Consider the following 18,252-nt stretch of genomic DNA (forward strand, 5'->3'; position numbering starts at 1 on the left):
CATGCAACGCTGGTCGCTACGCGTGGACCCTGCGTGGTCACTGCAGGCTTGGCGCGACGCGGCGCGGCAGGCGCTGCTGGCGACCGTGCCGCCCGCGCAGCTGGACTGGCTGCCGGGCACGGAAGCGTCGCTGCTGGATGCCCCTGCCCTGCCCGTTCCTGCAGACGGACCTGCGCTCGGCGCGCAGCCCGGCGTACCGCGCGACTTCCTGGAACTGGCCGCCACCGTGCTGTGCCACCGTGACCCGCAGCGCATGGCCCTGCTGTACCGGCTGCTGTGGCGCATCACCCATGGCGAGCGCGCGGTGCTGTCCAACCCGACCGATGCCGATGTGCTGCGGGCGATGGCGCTGGCCCAGGCGGTGCGCCGCGACACGCACAAGATGAAGGCCTTCGTGCGCTTCCGCGAAGTCCCCGGCGAACAGGATGCCTTCATTGCCTGGTTCGAGCCGGAGCACCACATCGTGGACCGCGTGGCGCCGTTCTTCGCGCGCCGCTTCGCCGGCATGCGCTGGGCGATCCTGACCCCGGGCCGCAGCGTGCACTGGGACGGCCAGGCCCTGAGTTTCGGTCCTGGCGGACAGCGCCAGGACGCGCCGGCCGAAGATGCACGCGAGGCCCTGTGGCAGACCTATTACGCCAGCATCTTCAACCCGGCGCGCTTGAACACCCGGATGATGCAGCAGGAAATGCCGGCCAGGTACTGGCGGCACCTGCCCGAGGCGCAGCTGCTGCCCAGCCTGGTGCGCGAGGCGGCAGGCCGGGTGCAGGAGATGCACGACCGCCCGGCCCAGGCACCGGCGCGGCGGGTGCCGGCGCGGGTACTGCCGGCCCCTGCGGTGGAAGGAAGCCTTGCCGCGCTGCGCGAACAGGCCAGCACCTGCCAGCAATGCCCGCTGTGGCAGCCGGCCACGCAGACCGTGTTCGGCCAGGGCCCGGCCGATGCGCGGGTGATGGTGGTGGGTGAGCAGCCCGGCGACGTGGAGGACCTCAGCGGCCGGCCGTTTGCAGGCCCGGCCGGCCAGCTGCTGGACCGTGCACTGGCCGAACTGGGTATCGACCGGGCGACGCTGTACCTGACCAACGCGGTGAAGCACTTCCACCATGAGCGGCGCGGCAAGGTGCGGCTGCACAAGCGACCGGAAAGCCGGCACGTGCACGCCTGCCGGCCCTGGCTGATGGGCGAGATCGCGCGGGTGCGGCCGCAGCTGATCGTGTGCCTGGGCGCGACGGCAGCGTCGGCGGTGTTCGGGCGCGGGTTCACCCTGGCGCGCGATCGCGGGCGCTGGCACACGCTGGACGATGGCACCCGCGGCTACGCCACCGTGCACCCGGCGTGGGTGCTGCGGCAGGGCGATGAGACACGCCGCGAGGAGGCCTATCGGCTGTTCCGCGACGACCTGCGGCAGATGCTGGGGCGGGATGAGATATCCGCCGGGCATGGCCCGTCGCTACCAGCCCCTGGCCAGAGGTAGCGCCGGGCAATACGCGGCGAGCGCAGCGGCCATCAGGCTGCGTCGGGCTGACGCTCCGGACGCGCGCGATCGAAGGCCTCCACGGCCTGGCAGGCCGCCTCGATGCGGCGCAGGGTCGGGTACGGGCCCAGGTCCAGGCTAAACCGGTGCGCGTTGTACAGCTGCGGCATCAGGCACAGATCCGCCAAGGTGGGGCGATCACCGTGGCAGAATTGGCCGGTGTCGCCGCTGCCGGCCAGCAGCGTTTCCATCGCCGCCAGCCCTTCGGCCATCCAGTGCAGGGTCCACTGCGTGCGCGCATCAGCCGGCAGCTGCAGATCGCGCTCCAGGTACTGCATCACCCGCAGGTTGTTGATCGGGTGGATATCGCAGGCCACCAGCTGGGCCAGCCCGCGCACGCGCGCACGGCCGGCGGCGTCGGCCGGCAACAGCGGCACCTGCGGGAAGCGCTCGTCCAGGTATTCCAGGATTGCCAGCGACTGGTTCAGCGTCTGGCCGTCATGCAGCAGGGTCGGTACCAGCTGCTGCGGGTTGAGCGCGGCATAGGCATCGGCATGCTGCTGGCCACCGTCGCGCAGCAGATGCACCAACCGCCCTTCCCAGGCCAGGCCCTTCAGCTCCAGACCGATGCGCACGCGGTAGGCGGCGCTGGATCGCCAGTAGGTGTACAGCACGATGCCGTCGTCGACTGGGATGTCCATCGCCGCCTCCATGCTCAGGGCTTGGCCGCTTGTTCGATGCGCTGCTCGATGGCACCGAAGATGCTGTTGCCGGCGGCATCGAGCATCTCAATGCGCACTACATCGCCGAAGGACATGAAGGGCGTGCTCGGCTTGCCGTCGCGCAGCGTTTCCACGGTGCGTTGTTCGGCGAAGCAGGAGGCACCCTTGCTGGTGTCTTCATTGGCGATGGTGCCCGAGCCGACGATGGCGCCGGCGCCCAGCGGGCGGGTCTTGGCGGCATGCGCGACCAGCTGGGCAAAGTTGAACTGCATGTCCACGCCGGCTTCCGGGGCACCGAACCAGGCGCCGTTGACGTGGGTCAGCAGCGGCAGGTGCACCTTGCTGTCCTGCCAGGCGTCACCCAGCTCATCCGGGGTGACGAACACCGGCGACAGCGCCGAGCGCGGCTTGGACTGCAGGAAGCCGAAGCCCTTGGCCAGTTCGCCGGGAATCAGGTTGCGCAGCGAGACATCGTTCACCAGGCCGATCAGCTGGATGTGGCCGGCCGCCTGTTCGGCGGTGACGGCCATCGGCACGTCGTCGGTGATGACCACCAGCTCGGCTTCCAGATCGATGCCGTAGTCCTCGCTGATCACCTTCACGGCATCGCGCGGGCCATGGAACCCAGCACTGGTGGCCTGGTACATCAGCGGGTCGGTGTAGAAGCTTTCCGGCACTTCGGCGCCACGGGCGCGGCGCACGCGCTCGACGTGCGGCAGGTAGGCGCTGCCATCGACGAATTCATAGGCGCGCGGCAGCGGCGCGGCCAGGGCCTGCGGGTCCAGGTCGAACACGCCATCGGCGTCGCCTGCGTTCAGCGATTCATACAGGGCGTTCAAGCGCGGTGCGATGTGGCTCCAGTCCTCCAGCGCCTGCTGCAGGGTGGCGGCGATGCCGGTGGCGCGCACGCCGTGGCGCAGGTCACGCGAGACGACGATGAGGGTGCCGTCGCGGCCGCCTTCCTTCAAAGAACCAAGCTTCATGGGTGGGTGTCCGGAGTCGTAGGCAAACAAGTTTCAAGTGTAATCAAATGCGCGGCGCAGCCAAGCTGCAGCGCGGCATCGGCCCACCCTACCGCAGGAGGGGGTTGGGCAGGGCTTGCAGCCCTGGCCCCCTGTAGAGTCGAGCCATGCTCGACTGAAGCAACGTCAAAAGCGGGCATTCCGTGGGATGGCGGGGCGGTGTGGGATTGCGGGGACGCCGCAAGTCCCCCTCCGGGGCCCGGCCCAGCCGCTGGCGGCTGTGCGTTCGGACGCTTGCGAAGCAGTGCTTCGCAAGCAAAGCGCCCTCACCCATGTAGGCTTGGCCGCGGCATCCATGCCGCGGACACCCCGCAATCCGACACCGCCCCGCCTTCGACAGATTCACGCGGCTGTTGGTAACTGCGCCTGTCGTTCCGCGCGGCTGTTGGTAGGTGTCGACCTTGGTCGACACATCTGTCAGATATCGAGTGAATTCATCCGTGTCGACCAAGGTCGACACCCACCAGAGCAGAGCGCCGTTCCGACAGCTCGCGGGAAACTGTCGAAGGCGGGGTGGGTCCGGTTGCGGGGGCGTGAGCGCCATGGATGGCGCGACCGAGGCTACAGGGACGTACTTGCGCCGTCCCCCGCAACCGGACCCACCCCGCCAACCCACGGATAGCCCGCTTTTGACGTTGCCGTTGCCGTTGCATTGAGCAGGTGCAGGGCGCAGCCCTGCCGGCCCCCTCCCCCTCCCCTGAACAGGGGTTTTTGCGTGAGGTCTCAGGCTTCGGTTAGACTATGCGGGTCTGCAGCGGCCGTCCGTTTCCCTTCGGGATCGCCGGCGACCGGGGTCCGCCCCTTCGCCCGCCCCCACTCCGACACCGTTCGTCACGCATTCCAGCCTGTGCACCGCGCCGGCTGCACCCAACTTCTCGCAGCGCGGTTCACGGGAACGCTCCGAGTCAGCCGATCACTTTGATCTGCCCCCGCCTGTCCGATCGGTCAGGCGTTTCTTGTACTTGGAGCAATCTCAATGTCTTTTGAATCGCTGGGCCTGGCGCCCTTCCTGCTGCGTGCGCTTGCCGAGCAGGGCTACGAAAACCCGACCCCGATCCAGCAGCAGGCGATCCCGCTGGCACTGGCCGGTCGCGACCTGCTGGCCGGCGCTCAGACCGGTACCGGCAAGACCGCCGCCTTCGGCCTGCCGCTGCTGCAGCACCTGGGCACCGCCTCGCAGGAAGTGCGCAGCGGCCCGCGCAAGCCGCGTGCGCTGATCCTGGCCCCCACCCGCGAACTGGCCACCCAGGTGCATGACAGCCTGCGCGGCTACAGCAAGTACCTGCGCATTCCCAGCGCCTGCATCTACGGCGGCGTCGGCATGGGCAACCAGCTGGACATCCTGCGCCGTGGCGTGGATCTGCTGGTGGCCTGCCCGGGCCGCCTGATCGACCACCTGGAGCGCCGCAGCATCGACCTGTCCGGCATTGAACTGCTGGTGCTGGACGAAGCCGACCGCATGCTGGACATGGGCTTCCTGCCGTCCATCAAGCGCATCCTGGCCAAGCTGCCTAAGCAGAACCGCCAGACCCTGCTGTTCTCGGCCACCTTCGAGGACAACATCCGTCAGCTGGCGCTGGAATTCATGCGCAACCCGGAACAGATCCAGGTGACGCCGAAGAACACCGTGGCCGAAACCATCACCCACCGCGTGCACCCGGTCGACGGCGGCCGCAAGCGCGACCTGCTGCTGCACCTGCTGGCGCAGGACAGCCGCGAGCAGACCCTGGTGTTCGCACGTACCAAGCACGGCAGCGACAAGCTGGCGGCGTTCCTGGAAAAGTCGGGCATCAAGACCGCGGCGATCCATGGCAACAAGAGCCAGGGCCAGCGCCTGCGTGCACTGGGCGATTTCAAGGCCGGCCGGGTGACCGTGCTGGTGGCCACCGATATCGCCGCGCGCGGTATCGATATCAACGAACTGCCGAAGGTGATCAACTTCGATCTGCCGATGGTGGCCGAAGACTACGTGCACCGCATTGGCCGTACCGGCCGCAACGGTGCCACCGGCCAGGCGATTTCGCTTGTCGCGCAGGATGAAGTGAAGCTGCTGCGCGCGATCACGCGCCTGCTGGGCCGCGACATGGATATCCGCGATGTGCCGGGCTTCGAGCTGCAGGTGCCGATCCGCTGGGGCAACAGTGCGCCGGGCAAGGCCGAGCACGAAACTGGCGAACGTGCGCCGCGCAAGAGCCACGCGCGTCGTCCGCACGGCGATGCGCCGCGTCACGCGCATGCCGGTCCGAAGAAGTCGGGTGGCGGCCGTCGCGAGGGCGGTGGCAATGGCCAGCAGCGTGCCGGTGCCGGTCAGGGCCAGCGTCGAGGCGGTGGCGGCAATGGTGGCGGCCGCGGTCGTGGCCAGGGCGGCAACGGCGGCGGTCGCGCTGGCTGATCCTGGCTGACAGTTATGCGCTTCCCGCTGCGCGGGGGGGGCTATCGAGGGACGGCGCTGACGCGCCGTCCTTTTTTTTGGCTGGCTACCGGCTGGGAGAGCACGCGGCTGGTTCTATTTGGGCGCTGGGACGCGGGGGCGGCGCAAAACACGCCGTGAATACATCCATGTAAGCTCGTAGGCGCCATCCATGGCGCCTGCGGTTTTGCGCCGCCCCCGCGTCCCAGCGCTTCAAACATTTCCAGCGCCTTCTTGTCCCGCCGGGTAGCCGGAACAAGAAAGATCAAATTCAAATTCAAAGACAAAAGCCGAGGCAGGAGCTTCGGCTTTTGCTTTTGCTTTTGCCCTTGCTTCCGCCCTGGGTTTGATGCGTCCGCGCCCGCAAGAAACTGTCAGGGGAGGCAGGGGGCCTCAGCCAACACCGCAGGCGCCAAGGGCCCGAGGCATGCCTCGGGCGGGTTGGGCAGGACGCCCAACCCCGGTCTTGCCGTGTGCGCAGGATTGCGCACACGAGCAAGGCGCCTACGAGCCTACAGGGACGTACTTGCGGCGTGTCCTGCGCGGCCCCTCCGTCCTCCCAATCCCAGCATCAGGCAGGCGCGTAAAGCCTCAACCCCGCGCTTTACTCGGATTCACCAGATTCCCGAAGAAGATCGCGTTGATCAGCAGGCGATCCGTGCCGTGCCAGTACTTGCGGTGAGCCGGGTCATCGGCAAACAACACCACGTTGCCCTGTCCCTGCGCCGATACCAGCAACCAGGCGCTGCCCGCCACGCGACTGCGGTTGCGTTCGGACAGATAGCCGTTCACCCGAGGCGGGTTGTCGATGCGTACGACGGTGGAGAACGGATTGGCACTGGGCTGCAGCACCACGGCATTTTCCTTGTTCACCGACAGCGGCCGGCGCGGTACGCCGAAGGCCAGCGGGTGCGAGGTATCGGCGTCGGCGCTGAGGATATTGCCGCTGACCCGCTCGATCGCGGCGATGTCGCGCTGGTCGCCGAACGCACGACGGCTCTCGTCGGCGGCATCCTCGTCCTTGCCCAGCTTTTCGCCCTCGGCCAACTTCTGTTCGATCGCCCACTTCGAGGCGCTGCCGTAGGTGACCAGTGAACCGCCGGCCTGCACCCAGCGCTTCAGCGCGGCCACGGCGGTGGCATCCACGCCGGCGTAGTTGCCGCCAGAGAGGACCAGGGTGGTGTAGCGATCCAACGGCACCTTGCCCAGCTGCTGCGGGTCCAGCTTGCTGGCCGGCAGGTGCAGCTGCTGATCGAGCAGGAACCAGGCCGAGCCGATCTCAGTGGCCGTCACGCCCTCGCCCATCACCAGCGCAACGGCCGGCTTGCGCAGTGCCTTGACACTGTCACTGCCCAGATCGATGCCCTCGCGGCTGCGGCCGCTGGCAAGTGCATGGGCCTGTACACCGGCAGTGCGCGTGGCCGCATTTACCGCGTCCAGCAGCGCGGCACCCTGCAGCGACTGGCCTGCCACGGGAATCACGATGCTGCCTGCGGCAAACGCCACGTCGCCTTGCGCGGTACCCGCAGTGAAGGGCTTGAAAGCGGCACGCGCCAGCACGCCCTTGCCCTGCAGCTCGGCAAGGACGCGGCCCGCGCTGTAGTCGCGCCAGTCGATGACATAAGCGAAGGTGGCCTGCCCGCCGACCACGCCGCCGCTGGCCGCCGGCAATTCGGCCACCACCGCACCACCGTCGATGCGGCTGCGGCTGCCAGCGAAGGCCACGCCGTAGGCCGGCGCAATCGCATAGCTGGTGCTGCCGTAGAAAACGTCGCCCTTGATCGGCGGGGTTTCGGCGAAGATCGAATGCACCAGGCGGAACTGCGGCTGCTGTACCGGGACCACGTAGGCGCTACCCGCCTTGAAGGCCTGACCGTCCACGCTGACATCGCGCGGCAGCGCCTGCACCTGGATGCGGTGCAGCAACAACAGTTCCAACAGGCGCCGGGTCAACGCCGGGTCATGCGCATCGCCGAACACGAAGCTCTTCACCGGCTGCTGCCCGGCCTGCTTCAGCGCGCTCTGGAAGAAGGTCTTCTGCAGGTCGAACAGGCCACTGCGTTCGGTGACCGCGCCACGCACGGTGCCCAGGCCGGTGGCGACCTGGTTGCGGATGGTGAACGGGAACGTCAGCAGGCCGTTCACCGATTCCTGCACACGCCCGCGCGAGCTGGCCTGCTCCACCGTCACCCCTACCGCGCCGTGGAAATCGGGATAGGTGGAGCCGTACACCGGCGAGAAGTTGTCGTAGTTTTCGCCGGTGTAGTACAGCGAGCCCAGCGCATCCAGCGACTGCGCGTGGTACTTGGCCAGAGTCTTGTTGAACTCGTACGACGCCGCCGGAATCAGTGGGCTGTGCATGCTCTTCGGCGACGGCTCGAAGTAGTACGTGCTGTCCTTGCCCATCTCGTGGAAGTCGATCTGCACGTTCGGGTACCACTGGTGGAACACTTCCACCTTCGGCCGCGAATCGCGCTGGGTCAGCGCCAGCCAGTCGCGGTTGAGATCGGTGAAGTAATGGTTGGTGCGGCCCTGCGGGAACGGTTCGACATGCTCCTTGTCAGCCGGGTCGGACGAGGCCGGGTCCGAAGCCCAGGCGTTGTGCCAGTTCGCCGCGCGGTCGCGGCCGTCGGGGTTCTGCGCCGGATCGAACAGCACCACGGCCTGCTGCAGCCACTGCTGGGTTTCGGCGCTGCGGTTGGCCACCAGGTAGTAGGCGGTCAGCATGGCCGCTTCACCGCTGGACGTTTCGTTGCCGTGCACGCTGTAGCCCAGCCACACCACCACCGGGCTGTCACCGGCGGCGCTGCGCGGCTGCGCCGGATCGACCAGCGTTGCGTGCTGCTGGCGGATCTGTTCCAGCCGGGCCTGGTTGCTGGCGGCGGTGACGGTAGCGATCAACAACGGCCGGCCTTCGTAGCTGCGGCCGATCTCGCGCACGCTGATCTTGTCCGAATGACGGGCCAGTTCCTGGAAGTACGCCACCAGCTGGTCATGCCGGGTGAAGCGGCTGCCGATCGGATACCCCAGGAATTGCTCCGGGGTGGGAATGCTGGCGTCGAAGGCCGCGGCCTCGCTGGCCTGCGGGAAGAAGTAGCTGCTCTGCGCCTGGGCCACGCCAGGCGCGGCGAAGACAGTGGCCGCGGCGATCAGCAGCGGCAGAACGGTACGGCGATGCAAGGACACGATGGTTTCCCGGAAGACAGGGCAGCGCGACCGGCCAACGGCTTGGCCGGTCGCGGCCGGTGGTTCAGAAGCGGTAATCGAAGCCGACGGTGAAGTAGCGCCCGCGCAGGTCGTACTGGCTGAAGTCGTACGGCGCGCGGATACCGGGGAACGAGGCGTCATACGGTGGCTCCTTGTCCGCCAGGTTCTGCACCTTGGCGTACAGGGTCAGCTGGTCGAAGCCGGTGTAGGCCAGGTACAGGTCCAGCTGGTTGTAGGCATCCACGCGATCCTGCACGGCGGCGGCCGCGGTGCTGGCCTTCTGGTCGTAGCCGCTGGTGTAGTACCAGGTCAGCGCCGCCTTTACGTCGGCGTAGCGCCAATCCAGCGTGGTGGTGGCCTTGTTCTTGGGCAGGGTGGCGCCCAGGTTGCTGCCGGCGTAATCCACCAGCGGGCCACCGACCACGGTCGGGCGACGGTAATCACGCACGTGGGTGAAGGCGCTGGACACGGTGAACTCACCGAAGGCGTCGGTGGGAATGCGTTGGCGCAGTTCCACGTCGATGCCGGAGGTCTTCAGGCTGCTCAGGTTCTGGTAGCGGTTGTACACCGCCAGCAGCTTGCCGCGCTCGTCGCGCAGCACCGCACCGGCCACGTTGTCGGTCACCAGGGTCTGGCTGTTGTTGGTGCCGACCAGGTTGTCCAGCTCGATCTTGTAGTAATCCACGCTCAGGTTGGTGTTCGACCACGGCGACAGCACGAAGCCCAGGTTGTAGCTGCGGGTGCGCTCGGGCTTCAGGTCGTTGTTGCCGACGGTGAAGAAGGTGGGGTTCTGCCGCGAGCCCGGCACGTCCGGATCACGCGGGTCGATCACGCTGCCGTAGGAAATGCTGGTGCTGTTGGAGTTTTCCGACAGCGACGGCGCGCGGAAACCCTTCGAGGCCGAGGCACGCACCAGCAGGATGTCCAGCGGCTGCCAGCGCAGGCCCAGCTTCGGCGAGAACGCATCGCCGAAATCGCTGTAATGGTCAGCGCGCGCGGCGGCGGAAAGCTCCAGCGTGGAGGCCAGCGGCACGTTCACTTCGGCGTAGGCCGCGGTGACCTTGCGCTCACCATGCACTTCGGCGATGGCCGGACGGATCTGCAGGCCGGCGTCGATCTGCCACGGATTTTCCGAATCCAGCTTCTCGCGGCGCCATTCGGCACCGGCGGCGAAGCCGATATCACCGGCCCAGGTGCGGCCCAGCGTGCCCGACACCTTGGCATCGATGCCCTGCAGCACCGATTCGGCCGGGCGCAGCGTGCTGATGTTGATCGCGTTGATGACTTCGGCCGGGGTGGCCGACGGGTCCAGCAGGTTGTAGCTGCCCGTGGCCAGCGCATCGGCCAGCGCCCAGCGGTTGGCGAAGCCGCCGGACACGGTCTCGCGCTCGCTGCTGCGTGCACCGAAGGCGCCCACTTCCCAATCCCAGTTGTCGGTGCTGCCGCGCAGGCCGACCAGGCCGCGGTAGGCCTGCGAACGGTTGGTCTTGATGGTGCCGCCCAGGTCGAAGAAGGTGTATTCGATGGGAATGGCGCGGCCATACGGGTTGTACGGGCTGCTGGCCGGCAGGTTGGAGGACACGGGCTCGGCCAGGCCGGTATCGGCGTTCAGCGCGAAACGGCCGCTTTCCAGGGTGAAGTACGGGCTGCTGCCGAACCAGGACACGCCCTTGATATCGCTGTACAGCACTTCGCCGAAGGCTTCGACGTTGTCGCTGACCCGGAAGGTGCCATTGACGTAGGCCTGCCAGCGCTTGGTGGACGGAATGAGGGTGGTGTACGGCGCCTGGTTGAAGCCGCAGGTATCGCCGGCCAGGCCGTCGATGGGCGCACTGGCGACCCGGGTGGTGCCGGTGGGGCAGTTGCCGTTGGCATCGAGCATGGGAACCGACACACCATTCACCAGGTAGCGCGCGCCCTTGGCCGACCAGCCGTTCCAGCGGCCGCCGGGCTGATCGCTGTAGATGCCGCTCTTGGTCAGGTCGCGCTGGTCCTGGTCCAGGCGGTCGCGGTTGTAGCCTTCCAGGCTGACCAGGATGTTGTAGCCATCCTTGTCCAGATCGCCGATGCCGCCGACGAAGTGCAGCTTCTGCTCGTCCAGCCCGCCCTGGTCGGCGGTGCCGGTGCTGCCGCCGACTTCGGCGCCCTGGAAGTTCTGCCGGGTGATGATGTTGACCACCCCGGCCACGGCGTCGGAGCCGTACACGGCCGAGGCGCCGTCCTTCAGCACTTCGATGCGTTCAACGGCCACCAGCGGCAGCGCGTTGAGATTGACAAAGGTGTCCGACAGGCCGCCGGCGGGGAAGCCGTAGTTGGCCAGGCGACGGCCGTTCAGCAGCACCAGCGTGTTCTTCTGCGAAAGGCCGCGCAGGCCGATGCCAGCCGAACCGGACGCCCAGCCGTTGTTGGTGGTTTCGTTGGCAGCGTTACCGGTGTTGGCCGAGATCGAGCGCAGCACGTCGGCCACGGTGGCCTTGCCACTGGCCTGCAGCTGCTCGTGACCGATCACCTGCACGGGATTGGAGGCTTCGGTGTCGGAGCGCTTGATGTTGGAACCGGTAACGCGCACGGCAGCCAGGGTGCTGGCTTCGCCACTGGCGTCGGTGGAGGTGTCGGCCGCCGCGGACAACGGCGTGGCCAGGGCAGCCGCGAGGGCCGCTGCAAGGAGGGTGTTCTGGGGCATGACGTTCGTGGGGTGGTGGTGACGACAAGTTCCGCAGTAGTCCATGCCTGGCCCGGCCCGGACCAATAACATCTCTTCATACGGATATAAGAGAAGCTAACATCTCTTTATCAAGATGGAAATGAAATGTTTACATCGGCAACCGATGCAGGCGGGTCAGCGAACGGCCGGCGGCGTACAATCGCGGCATGGAAATCTTCAAAGTCTTCATGCTCGAGGCGGCGCACCGCCTCCCCAACGTGCCGCCGGGGCACAAGTGCGCGCGCCTGCACGGCCACTCCTTCCGGGTGGAACTGAAGGTGGAAGGCGAGCCCGGCGTGCAGACCGGCTGGATCATGGATTTCGGCGACGTGAAAGCGGCCTTCCAGCCGATCTACGAGCGCTTGGACCACCACTATCTGAACGACATTCCCGGCCTGGAAAACCCCACCAGCGAGAACCTGGCCGTGTGGATCTGGAACGAGCTTAAGCCCGTGCTGCCGGCGCTGAGCGAGATCACCGTGCACGAAACCTGCACCTCCGGCTGCCGCTACCGCGGCCCGAACGCCTGATCAACCCGTTTATCCTGAAGGCTTTTTGAAGGCGCCCCGGGCGCCTTCATTATTTTTGTTGCAATGCCGCATGATCGGCGTATGCTGCATTGCATCAACTTCTTCGACGCAGCCATGGCCAACGCCTTCGCCGATCGTTTCAGTGATGCCACCCGCCAGATGGCGGCGGCCGCCACCCGTGCGAACCGGATGGCGCTGGAGAACGCGGAAAGCATGTTCGGCGTGCAGTTGAAGGTGATGGAACGCAACCTGACCGCGACCGGCGGCTGGCTGGGCGAACTGGCCCGCAGCGAGGACCCGGCGGGTTTGCTGCCCAAGGGCGCGCAGCTGTGGCAGGACAACCTGCAGCGGCTGGGCCAGGCCCAGCAGGACATGGTCGATCTGGGCCTGCAGGCCGGAAAGGCCTGGTCTGAACTGGTACAGGGCCACAACGAATCCACGGCGGACGCCACGGCCAACAGCCACTGACGTTACGCCCACGCTCATTGCATGGGTCCCTCCCCCCATGCAATCCGGACCCGGCAGATCCCTCCCTCTGCCGGGTCTTTTTTTGCCTGCGATTAGGTGAAGCGCATCCACGCATGGCGTGGATCTACTTGCGGGGCGTGGCCCGGCGGGGCGGCATCACGGTAGCGCCGGGCCATGCCCGGCGAGCGAAGCGGCGTGTCAGGCCGCCGCGCGGTCCGCCCGCGGCAGACTGAACACGAACAACGCCCCCTGCGCGCTGTCGCGCAGTTCGATGCGGCGACCATGCAGCTGCACGATGCGCTGCACGATCAGCAAGCCCAACCCACCATTGTCGCCACGCCGCGCGCCCAGCGCGGCCGGTGCCTGGAACAGGCCATCGCGCAGGGCCGGCGCCACACCGGGCCCATCGTCGGCCACGCTGACCTCGATGCTGTCCTCGGTGGCGCGCAGCGCCAGTGTTACCTGGCCGCCCTCGGGAGCGTGGCGCAACGCGTTGTCCAGCAGATTGGTCAGCACGCGCTCCACCAGACCCAGGTCGGCGCGCACCGGCGGCAGGCCCTGCGGCACATCCGCATGCAGCTGCTGGCCGCGCGCCTGCGCCGCCAGTTCGAACTTCTGCAGTACGTCCTGGACCAGCTCGGGCAGCGCGAATACCTCCCATTCCAGGCGCACTTCGCCGTGTTCCAGCCGCGCCAGTTCGAACAGCGCGCGCGCCAGCCGCCCGACCTTGGCGCTCTGTGCCAGGGCGATGCCCAGGTAGCGGCGGCGTTCCTCGGGCGCCAGCGTCGTCTCTTTCAGCGCCATGGTTTCCAGGTAGCCATGCAGCGATGACAACGGCGTGCGCAGATCGTGCGAGATGTTGGCCACCAGCTCGCGCCGCTGCAGGTCCTGCTGGCGCAGCTGCTGCCACTGCTCACCCAGGCGCTGCGCCATCTGCGCATGGGCATGTTCGAGGATTTTCAGTTCGTCGCGCTCGCCGGGGCGCAGCGGCGCCAGCGGTGGCAGCACGGACGGCGCGTCGATGTCGAACGCCTGGATGCGCCGGGTCAACCGCCGCAGCGGCCGGGTAACCCAGTAGAACGCCAGCAGGCCCGCCAGCACGCCCAGGCTGCCGACCAGCACGATCGACCACAGGGTGGTGTTCCACTGGCTGCTGGCGGCCAGATCGTCGGCCAGCATCTGCCGGTGCTCGCCTACCAGCACCACGTAGACGTAGCCGGCCGGACGCCCCTGCACCACCAGCGGCGCCACGCTGAACACCTTGCGACCGCGCTCGCTGCGCGGATCGTCCCCCAGGATCGGCAACGGCTCGCCCGCCAGCAGCCGCCGCAGCGGCGCCACATCCACGCGGTCACGCCGCAGGTGGCCACTGGGCGCATCGTGGCCGAGGATGCGCCCCTGCTCGTCCAGCAGGTACACCTCCACGCTGGGATTGACCGCCATCAGCTGGCCGAACAGCGCGCGCACGGCGGCATCGCGCATGCCGCTGGTGTCCATCAGTTCGCTGCGCTGGGCGATGTGCTCGGCCAGGCCCAGCGACAACCGCTGCACCACTTCCTGTTCATGCCGGGTATTGGCGCGCATCTGCAGCGCCAGCAACGCCATGCAGCACACCAGCATCAGCGCGGCGATCACCGCCGCCAGTTTCTGCCACAGGTTCGGCGTGATCATGCGCCCGCCCCGGCAGGGTCCACCAGCTTGTAGCCGCGCCCCCACACGGTCAGCAGCCGGCGCGGGTTCGCCGGGTCGGTTTCAATCTTGCTGCGCAGGCGGTTGATGTGGGTGTTCACCGTGTGCTCGTAGCCATCGTGCTGGTAGCCCCAGACCTGGTTCAGCAGTTCCATGCGCGCGAACACCTGGTCGGGATGGCGGGCGAAGAACAGCAGCAGGTCGAACTCACGCGGGGTCAGTTCCAGCGCGTTGCCTTCCACCGATGCGGTGCGCGCCACCGGGTCCAGCCGCAGCCCGCCCAGATCGATCGCACCGGCATCGATGCGGGCACTCTGGGCCATCGCTTCGGCGCGGCGCAGCAGCGCGCGCACGCGCGCCACCAGCTCGGGCATGGAAAAGGGTTTGGCCAGGTAGTCATCCGCGCCCAGTTCCAGGCCGACGATGCGCTGGGTCTCGCTGCCGCGCGCACTGATGATGATGATCGGCACGTAACGCGCCATCGAACGCGCGCGCTGGCAGACCTGCAGCCCATCCACGCCCGGCAGCATCACATCCAGCACCAGCGCGTCCCAGGGCCCGTCCTGCTCCAGCAGGTGCAGGCCGGCATCGCCGGTGGCCGCGTGCGTCACCTCATAGCCCTCGTCGGCCAGGTGCATGCGCAGCAGATCGGCGATATGGGCATCGTCTTCGACAATCAGGACGCGTTTTGCGGACATCGGCAGCTCGGGGCCAGTGGGGAGGCTGCCCGCATTGTGGCGCGGGACGGCGGCCGATACCTCACGAAAAATTGAATCCTGCGTGAGGATTCGTTGACCCGGGCGGGCGCAGCATGGCCCCGTCGCCCCTTCCCGGAGTCCGCCATGCCCCTCACCCGACGCCACCTGCTGGGTCTGGGCGGTGCCGCCACCGCCGCTGGCCTGCTGGGCCTGGCCGCCTGCAGCCGGGCCACGCCTGCGGCGGCTGAAGCGCGCCCGCAACGCCAGTTTGAAGTGATGCGCAGCGATGCCGAATGGCGCCGCCTGCTGACCCCCGCGCAATACGCGGTACTGCGCCAGCAGGCCACCGAACGCGCCGGCAGCAGCCCGCTGGACCGCGAGCACCGCAGCGGCACCTTCATCTGCGCCGGTTGCGGCCTGCCGCTGTTCTCCTCGTCCACCAAATTCGACAGCGGCACCGGCTGGCCCAGTTTCTGGGCGCCGCTGCACAACGCTGTTGGCGAGGACCGCGATACCACCTTCGGCATGTTGCGGGTGGAAGCGCATTGCCGGCGCTGCGGCGGTCACCTGGGCCATGTCTTCAACGACGGCCCGCGCCCCACCGGCCTGCGTTACTGCATGAACGGGGTGGCGCTGCTGTTCCAGCCCGGCCCGGCGCAGCAGGACAGCAATGGCGGCTGGCGCGTGCCGCTCGGTTCTTCCCGTGTTTCTGGAGCCTGATGATGCTGCTGTTACTGCTGGCCTACCTGGGCGGTGTATTGACCCTGCTCAGCCCGTGCATCCTGCCGGTGCTGCCCTTCGTGTTCGCGCGGGCCAACCGCTCCTTCGTGCGCAGCACGCTGCCGCTGCTGCTGGGCATGGCGCTGACCTTCGCCGCGGTCGCCAGTCTGGCCGCCGTGGGCAGCCAGTGGGTGGCGCAGGCCAACCAGATCGGCCGCTGGCTGGCCCTGGTGCTGATGGCGGTGTTCGCCCTGGCGCTGCTCTGGCCGCGCCTGGCCGACCATCTGCTGGCGCCGTTCCAGCGCGTGGGTGCGCGGCTGAGTGCACGCGCCGATGCCGCCGATGATGCCGGCCGTGGCGGTGCCGGGACCTCGCTGCTGATCGGCATCGCCACCGGCCTGCTGTGGGCGCCGTGCGCCGGGCCGATCCTTGGCCTGGTGCTGACCGGCGCTGCCCTGCATGGCGCCAGCGTCGGCACCAGCGCGCTGCTGCTGGCCTACGCGCTGGGTGCGGCCACCGCGCTCGCGCTGGCGGTATGGATCGGCGGCCGCGTGTTCAACGCCCTGCAGGCGCGGCTGGGCCTGGGCGACGTGCTGCGCAAGGCGCTGGGCGTTGCCGCGCTGCTGGCGGTGGTGGCGATCGGCCTGGGCTGGGATACCGGCCTGCTGACCCGCCTGTCCACGGTGAGCACCGCGCGCATCGAGCAGGGCCTGCTCGACGCCGTGCCCGGCGCTCAGCCGGCGGCCCCGCCGATGATGATGATGGCCGGCGCGAATGCCGGTGCCGATGCGCCGCTGCCGGTGGAAGGCACCCTGCCCTCCCTGGACGGTGCCACCGGCTGGCTCAACAGCCCGCCGCTCAAGGCCGAACAGCTGCGCGGCAAGGTCGTGCTGGTCGATTTCTGGACCTATTCCTGCATCAACTGCCTGCGTGCGATGCCCTTCGTGCACGAGTGGGAACGCCGCTATCGCGACCATGGCCTGGTGGTGGTCGGCGTGCACACGCCCGAGTTCGCCTTCGAACGCGACCCGCGCAACGTGATGAAGGCCGTGCAGCAGCTGAAGGTGGAATACCCGGTGGCGCTGGACAACCAGTATTCGATCTGGCGCGCGTTCAACAACCAGTACTGGCCGGCGCAGTACTTCGTCGATGCGCAGGGCAACATCCGCGCCCACCAGTTCGGTGAAGGCAACTACGCGCATTCGGAACAGGTGATCCGCCGCCTGCTGACCGAAGCCGGCCAGACCGATCTGCCGCCGCCGGCCGACCCGGCCGCCGCCGACCTGCAGGGCGTGGCCACGCAGGCCGACATGGGCAACCTGCGCTCGCCGGAAACCTACCTGGGCCATGCACGCGCCGAGCACTTCGCCTCGCCCGGCGGGCAGCGCACCGATGCGGCCTTCGACTACATGCTGCCGGCCAGCCTCGCGCTGAACCAGTGGGCCCTGTCCGGCCGCTGGACCATCACCGATGAAGCCGCGCAGCTGCAGCAGGCCGGCGGCCGCATCGCCTTCCAGTTCCATGCCCGCGACCTCCACCTGGTGCTGGCACCAAAACAGGACGGCACACCGGTGCGCTTCCGCGTGTGGCTGGACGGCAAGCCGCTGCCGGCCACCGATGCCGGCAGCGATATCGGCGCCGATGGCAGCGGCGTGGTCAACGAGAACCGTCTGTACCAGCTGGTGCGCCAGCGCGGCACGGTCGGCCCGCACCGCTTCGAGATCGAGTTCCTCGATGCGGGCGTGCAGGCCTATGCCTTCACCTTTGGTTGAGAACAGGAGGGCACGATGAAATTCTCCTTCGAACAGGGCATTGCAGTGGGTGTGGCCGGGCTGGTCGCCACGGCACTGGTGGCCGGCGTGCTGCTGGTGGATCGCGGCGCGATGGCCGCGCCGGCGACCGCCAGCGCGCAGGTACAGGCACTGCCGGCACCCACCGGCGATGCCGCCTTCACCGACGGCGCCACCCAGGCCAGCGTGGTGTTTGCCGGTGGCTGCTTCTGGGGCGTACAGGGCGTGTTCCAGCACGTGAAAGGCGTGAGCAATGCAGTGGCCGGCTATGCAGGAGGCAGTGCCGCCGATGCGCGCTACGAGCGCGTCAGCAGCGGCCGCACCGGCCACGCCGAAGCAGTGAAGGTCGACTACGATCCGCGCCAGGTCAGCTATGGGCAGCTGCTGCAGGTGTTCTTCTCGGTGGCGCACGACCCCACCCAGCTGAACTACCAGGGCCCCGACCACGGCAGCCAGTACCGCTCGGCGATCTTCAGCGATGACGCCAGGCAGCTGGCTGCCAGCCGCGCCTACATCGACCAGCTGGGCAAGGCTGGCAGCTACCGCGGCCCGATCGTGACCCAGGTGGCCAGCGGCCAGCGTTTCTATCCGGCCGAGAGCTACCACCAGAACTACATGAACAACTACCCGCAGGCGGCCTACATCCGCTACTACGACGCACCGAAGCTGGCCGCGCTGGGCAAGCAGTTCCCCGCGCTGTACCGGCGCCAGGCGTCGCTGGTACCGATGCGCTGACGACACACCGCTTCTGTAGAGTCGAGCTTGCTCGACTGCCCTTCCGATCAGCCGAGCAAGCTCGACTCTACCTGGGTCAACCG

General features: G+C 68.0%; 13 protein-coding genes. 7 read left to right on the plus strand and 6 right to left on the minus strand.

Annotated elements, in window-relative coordinates:
* Position 1 precedes the first annotated feature (1 nt).
* Positions 2 to 1,474 (plus strand): UdgX family uracil-DNA binding protein, encoded by a 1,473-nt coding sequence (locus tag RTY46_RS08825; RefSeq protein WP_312707852.1) that lies wholly within the window; start codon positions 2 to 4, stop codon positions 1,472 to 1,474.
* A 32-nt stretch (positions 1,475 to 1,506) separates the two neighbouring features.
* Here RTY46_RS08825 and maiA read toward each other — a convergent pair whose 3' ends face one another.
* Positions 1,507 to 2,175, minus strand: coding sequence for a maleylacetoacetate isomerase (gene maiA / locus RTY46_RS08830; RefSeq protein ID WP_312707853.1), 669 nt, complete (start codon positions 2,173 to 2,175; stop codon positions 1,507 to 1,509).
* Positions 2,176 to 2,189: 14 nt separating this feature from the next.
* Entirely contained in the window at positions 2,190 to 3,179 is a 990-nt protein-coding gene (locus RTY46_RS08835; protein WP_312707854.1) for a fumarylacetoacetate hydrolase family protein, read from the minus strand.
* 1,015 nt (positions 3,180 to 4,194) lie between these two features.
* Here RTY46_RS08835 and RTY46_RS08840 point away from each other — a divergent pair.
* Positions 4,195 to 5,610, plus strand: coding sequence for a DEAD/DEAH box helicase (locus RTY46_RS08840; protein WP_312707855.1), 1,416 nt, complete (start codon positions 4,195 to 4,197; stop codon positions 5,608 to 5,610).
* Between the two features lie 609 nt (positions 5,611 to 6,219).
* Here RTY46_RS08840 and RTY46_RS08845 read toward each other — a convergent pair.
* Positions 6,220 to 8,814 (minus strand): M14 family zinc carboxypeptidase, encoded by a 2,595-nt coding sequence (locus tag RTY46_RS08845; RefSeq protein ID WP_312707856.1) that lies wholly within the window; start codon positions 8,812 to 8,814, stop codon positions 6,220 to 6,222.
* A gap of 64 nt (positions 8,815 to 8,878) precedes the next feature.
* Positions 8,879 to 11,518, minus strand: a complete 2,640-nt coding sequence (locus RTY46_RS08850; RefSeq protein WP_312707857.1) for a TonB-dependent receptor — start codon at positions 11,516 to 11,518, stop codon at positions 8,879 to 8,881.
* A gap of 188 nt (positions 11,519 to 11,706) precedes the next feature.
* On the opposite strand from RTY46_RS08850, the gene queD reads away from it, so the two are divergent.
* Entirely contained in the window at positions 11,707 to 12,069 is a 363-nt protein-coding gene (queD, locus tag RTY46_RS08855; protein WP_312707858.1) for a 6-carboxytetrahydropterin synthase QueD, read from the plus strand.
* A gap of 114 nt (positions 12,070 to 12,183) precedes the next feature.
* Positions 12,184 to 12,537 carry a phasin family protein gene (locus tag RTY46_RS08860; protein WP_312707925.1) on the plus strand — a complete coding sequence of 118 codons (354 nt, stop codon included), beginning with the start codon at positions 12,184 to 12,186 and terminating at the stop codon, positions 12,535 to 12,537.
* Between the two features lie 198 nt (positions 12,538 to 12,735).
* On the opposite strand, the gene RTY46_RS08865 is transcribed toward RTY46_RS08860, so the two are convergent.
* Together RTY46_RS08865 and RTY46_RS08870 are read right to left on the minus strand one after the other, a co-directional pair.
* Positions 12,736 to 14,208 (minus strand): HAMP domain-containing sensor histidine kinase, encoded by a 1,473-nt coding sequence (locus RTY46_RS08865; protein ID WP_312707859.1) that lies wholly within the window; start codon positions 14,206 to 14,208, stop codon positions 12,736 to 12,738.
* Positions 14,205 to 14,924, minus strand: coding sequence for a response regulator transcription factor (locus RTY46_RS08870; RefSeq protein WP_312707861.1), 720 nt, complete (start codon positions 14,922 to 14,924; stop codon positions 14,205 to 14,207). Before RTY46_RS08870 ends, RTY46_RS08865 begins: the two co-directional genes overlap by 4 nt.
* 144 nt (positions 14,925 to 15,068) lie before the next feature.
* Here RTY46_RS08870 and msrB point away from each other — a divergent pair, with 144 nt between their 5' ends.
* From msrB to msrA, 3 genes are read left to right on the plus strand one after another with little or no spacing between them, the layout of a single operon-like run.
* Positions 15,069 to 15,644: a peptide-methionine (R)-S-oxide reductase MsrB gene (msrB, locus tag RTY46_RS08875; RefSeq protein ID WP_312707863.1), complete on the plus strand. Its 576-nt coding sequence runs from the start codon at positions 15,069 to 15,071 to the stop codon at positions 15,642 to 15,644.
* Positions 15,645 to 15,646: 2 nt separating this feature from the next.
* Positions 15,647 to 17,416 (plus strand): cytochrome c biogenesis protein CcdA, encoded by a 1,770-nt coding sequence (locus RTY46_RS08880; protein WP_312707927.1) that lies wholly within the window; start codon positions 15,647 to 15,649, stop codon positions 17,414 to 17,416.
* Between the two features lie 15 nt (positions 17,417 to 17,431).
* Entirely contained in the window at positions 17,432 to 18,169 is a 738-nt protein-coding gene (msrA, locus tag RTY46_RS08885; protein WP_312707865.1) for a peptide-methionine (S)-S-oxide reductase MsrA, read from the plus strand.
* Positions 18,170 to 18,252: the final 83 nt, after the last annotated feature.

Origin of the sequence: Stenotrophomonas sp., from assembly GCF_032056425.1 — a bacterium.
In the GTDB taxonomy this organism is placed as follows: Bacteria; Pseudomonadota; Gammaproteobacteria; order Xanthomonadales; family Xanthomonadaceae; genus Stenotrophomonas.

Bases quoted from the DNA above. Each gene is read 5' to 3' on its own strand.
- RTY46_RS08825 (WP_312707852.1), top strand. From the start codon at position 2: ATGCAACGCTGGTCGCTACGCGTGGACCCTGCGTGGTCACTGCAGGCT.
- RTY46_RS08840 (WP_312707855.1), top strand. From the start codon at position 4,195: ATGTCTTTTGAATCGCTGGGCCTGGCGCCCTTCCTGCTGCGTGCGCTT.
- maiA (WP_312707853.1), bottom strand. From the start codon at position 2,175: ATGGACATCCCAGTCGACGACGGCATCGTGCTGTACACCTACTGGCGA.
- msrA (WP_312707865.1), top strand. From the start codon at position 17,432: ATGAAATTCTCCTTCGAACAGGGCATTGCAGTGGGTGTGGCCGGGCTG.
- RTY46_RS08860 (WP_312707925.1), top strand. From the start codon at position 12,184: ATGGCCAACGCCTTCGCCGATCGTTTCAGTGATGCCACCCGCCAGATG.
- RTY46_RS08835 (WP_312707854.1), bottom strand. From the start codon at position 3,179: ATGAAGCTTGGTTCTTTGAAGGAAGGCGGCCGCGACGGCACCCTCATC.
- RTY46_RS08850 (WP_312707857.1), bottom strand. From the start codon at position 11,518: ATGCCCCAGAACACCCTCCTTGCAGCGGCCCTCGCGGCTGCCCTGGCC.
- msrB (WP_312707863.1), top strand. From the start codon at position 15,069: ATGCCCCTCACCCGACGCCACCTGCTGGGTCTGGGCGGTGCCGCCACC.
- RTY46_RS08865 (WP_312707859.1), bottom strand. From the start codon at position 14,208: ATGATCACGCCGAACCTGTGGCAGAAACTGGCGGCGGTGATCGCCGCG.
- RTY46_RS08880 (WP_312707927.1), top strand. From the start codon at position 15,647: ATGCTGCTGTTACTGCTGGCCTACCTGGGCGGTGTATTGACCCTGCTC.
- queD (WP_312707858.1), top strand. From the start codon at position 11,707: ATGGAAATCTTCAAAGTCTTCATGCTCGAGGCGGCGCACCGCCTCCCC.
- RTY46_RS08870 (WP_312707861.1), bottom strand. From the start codon at position 14,924: ATGTCCGCAAAACGCGTCCTGATTGTCGAAGACGATGCCCATATCGCC.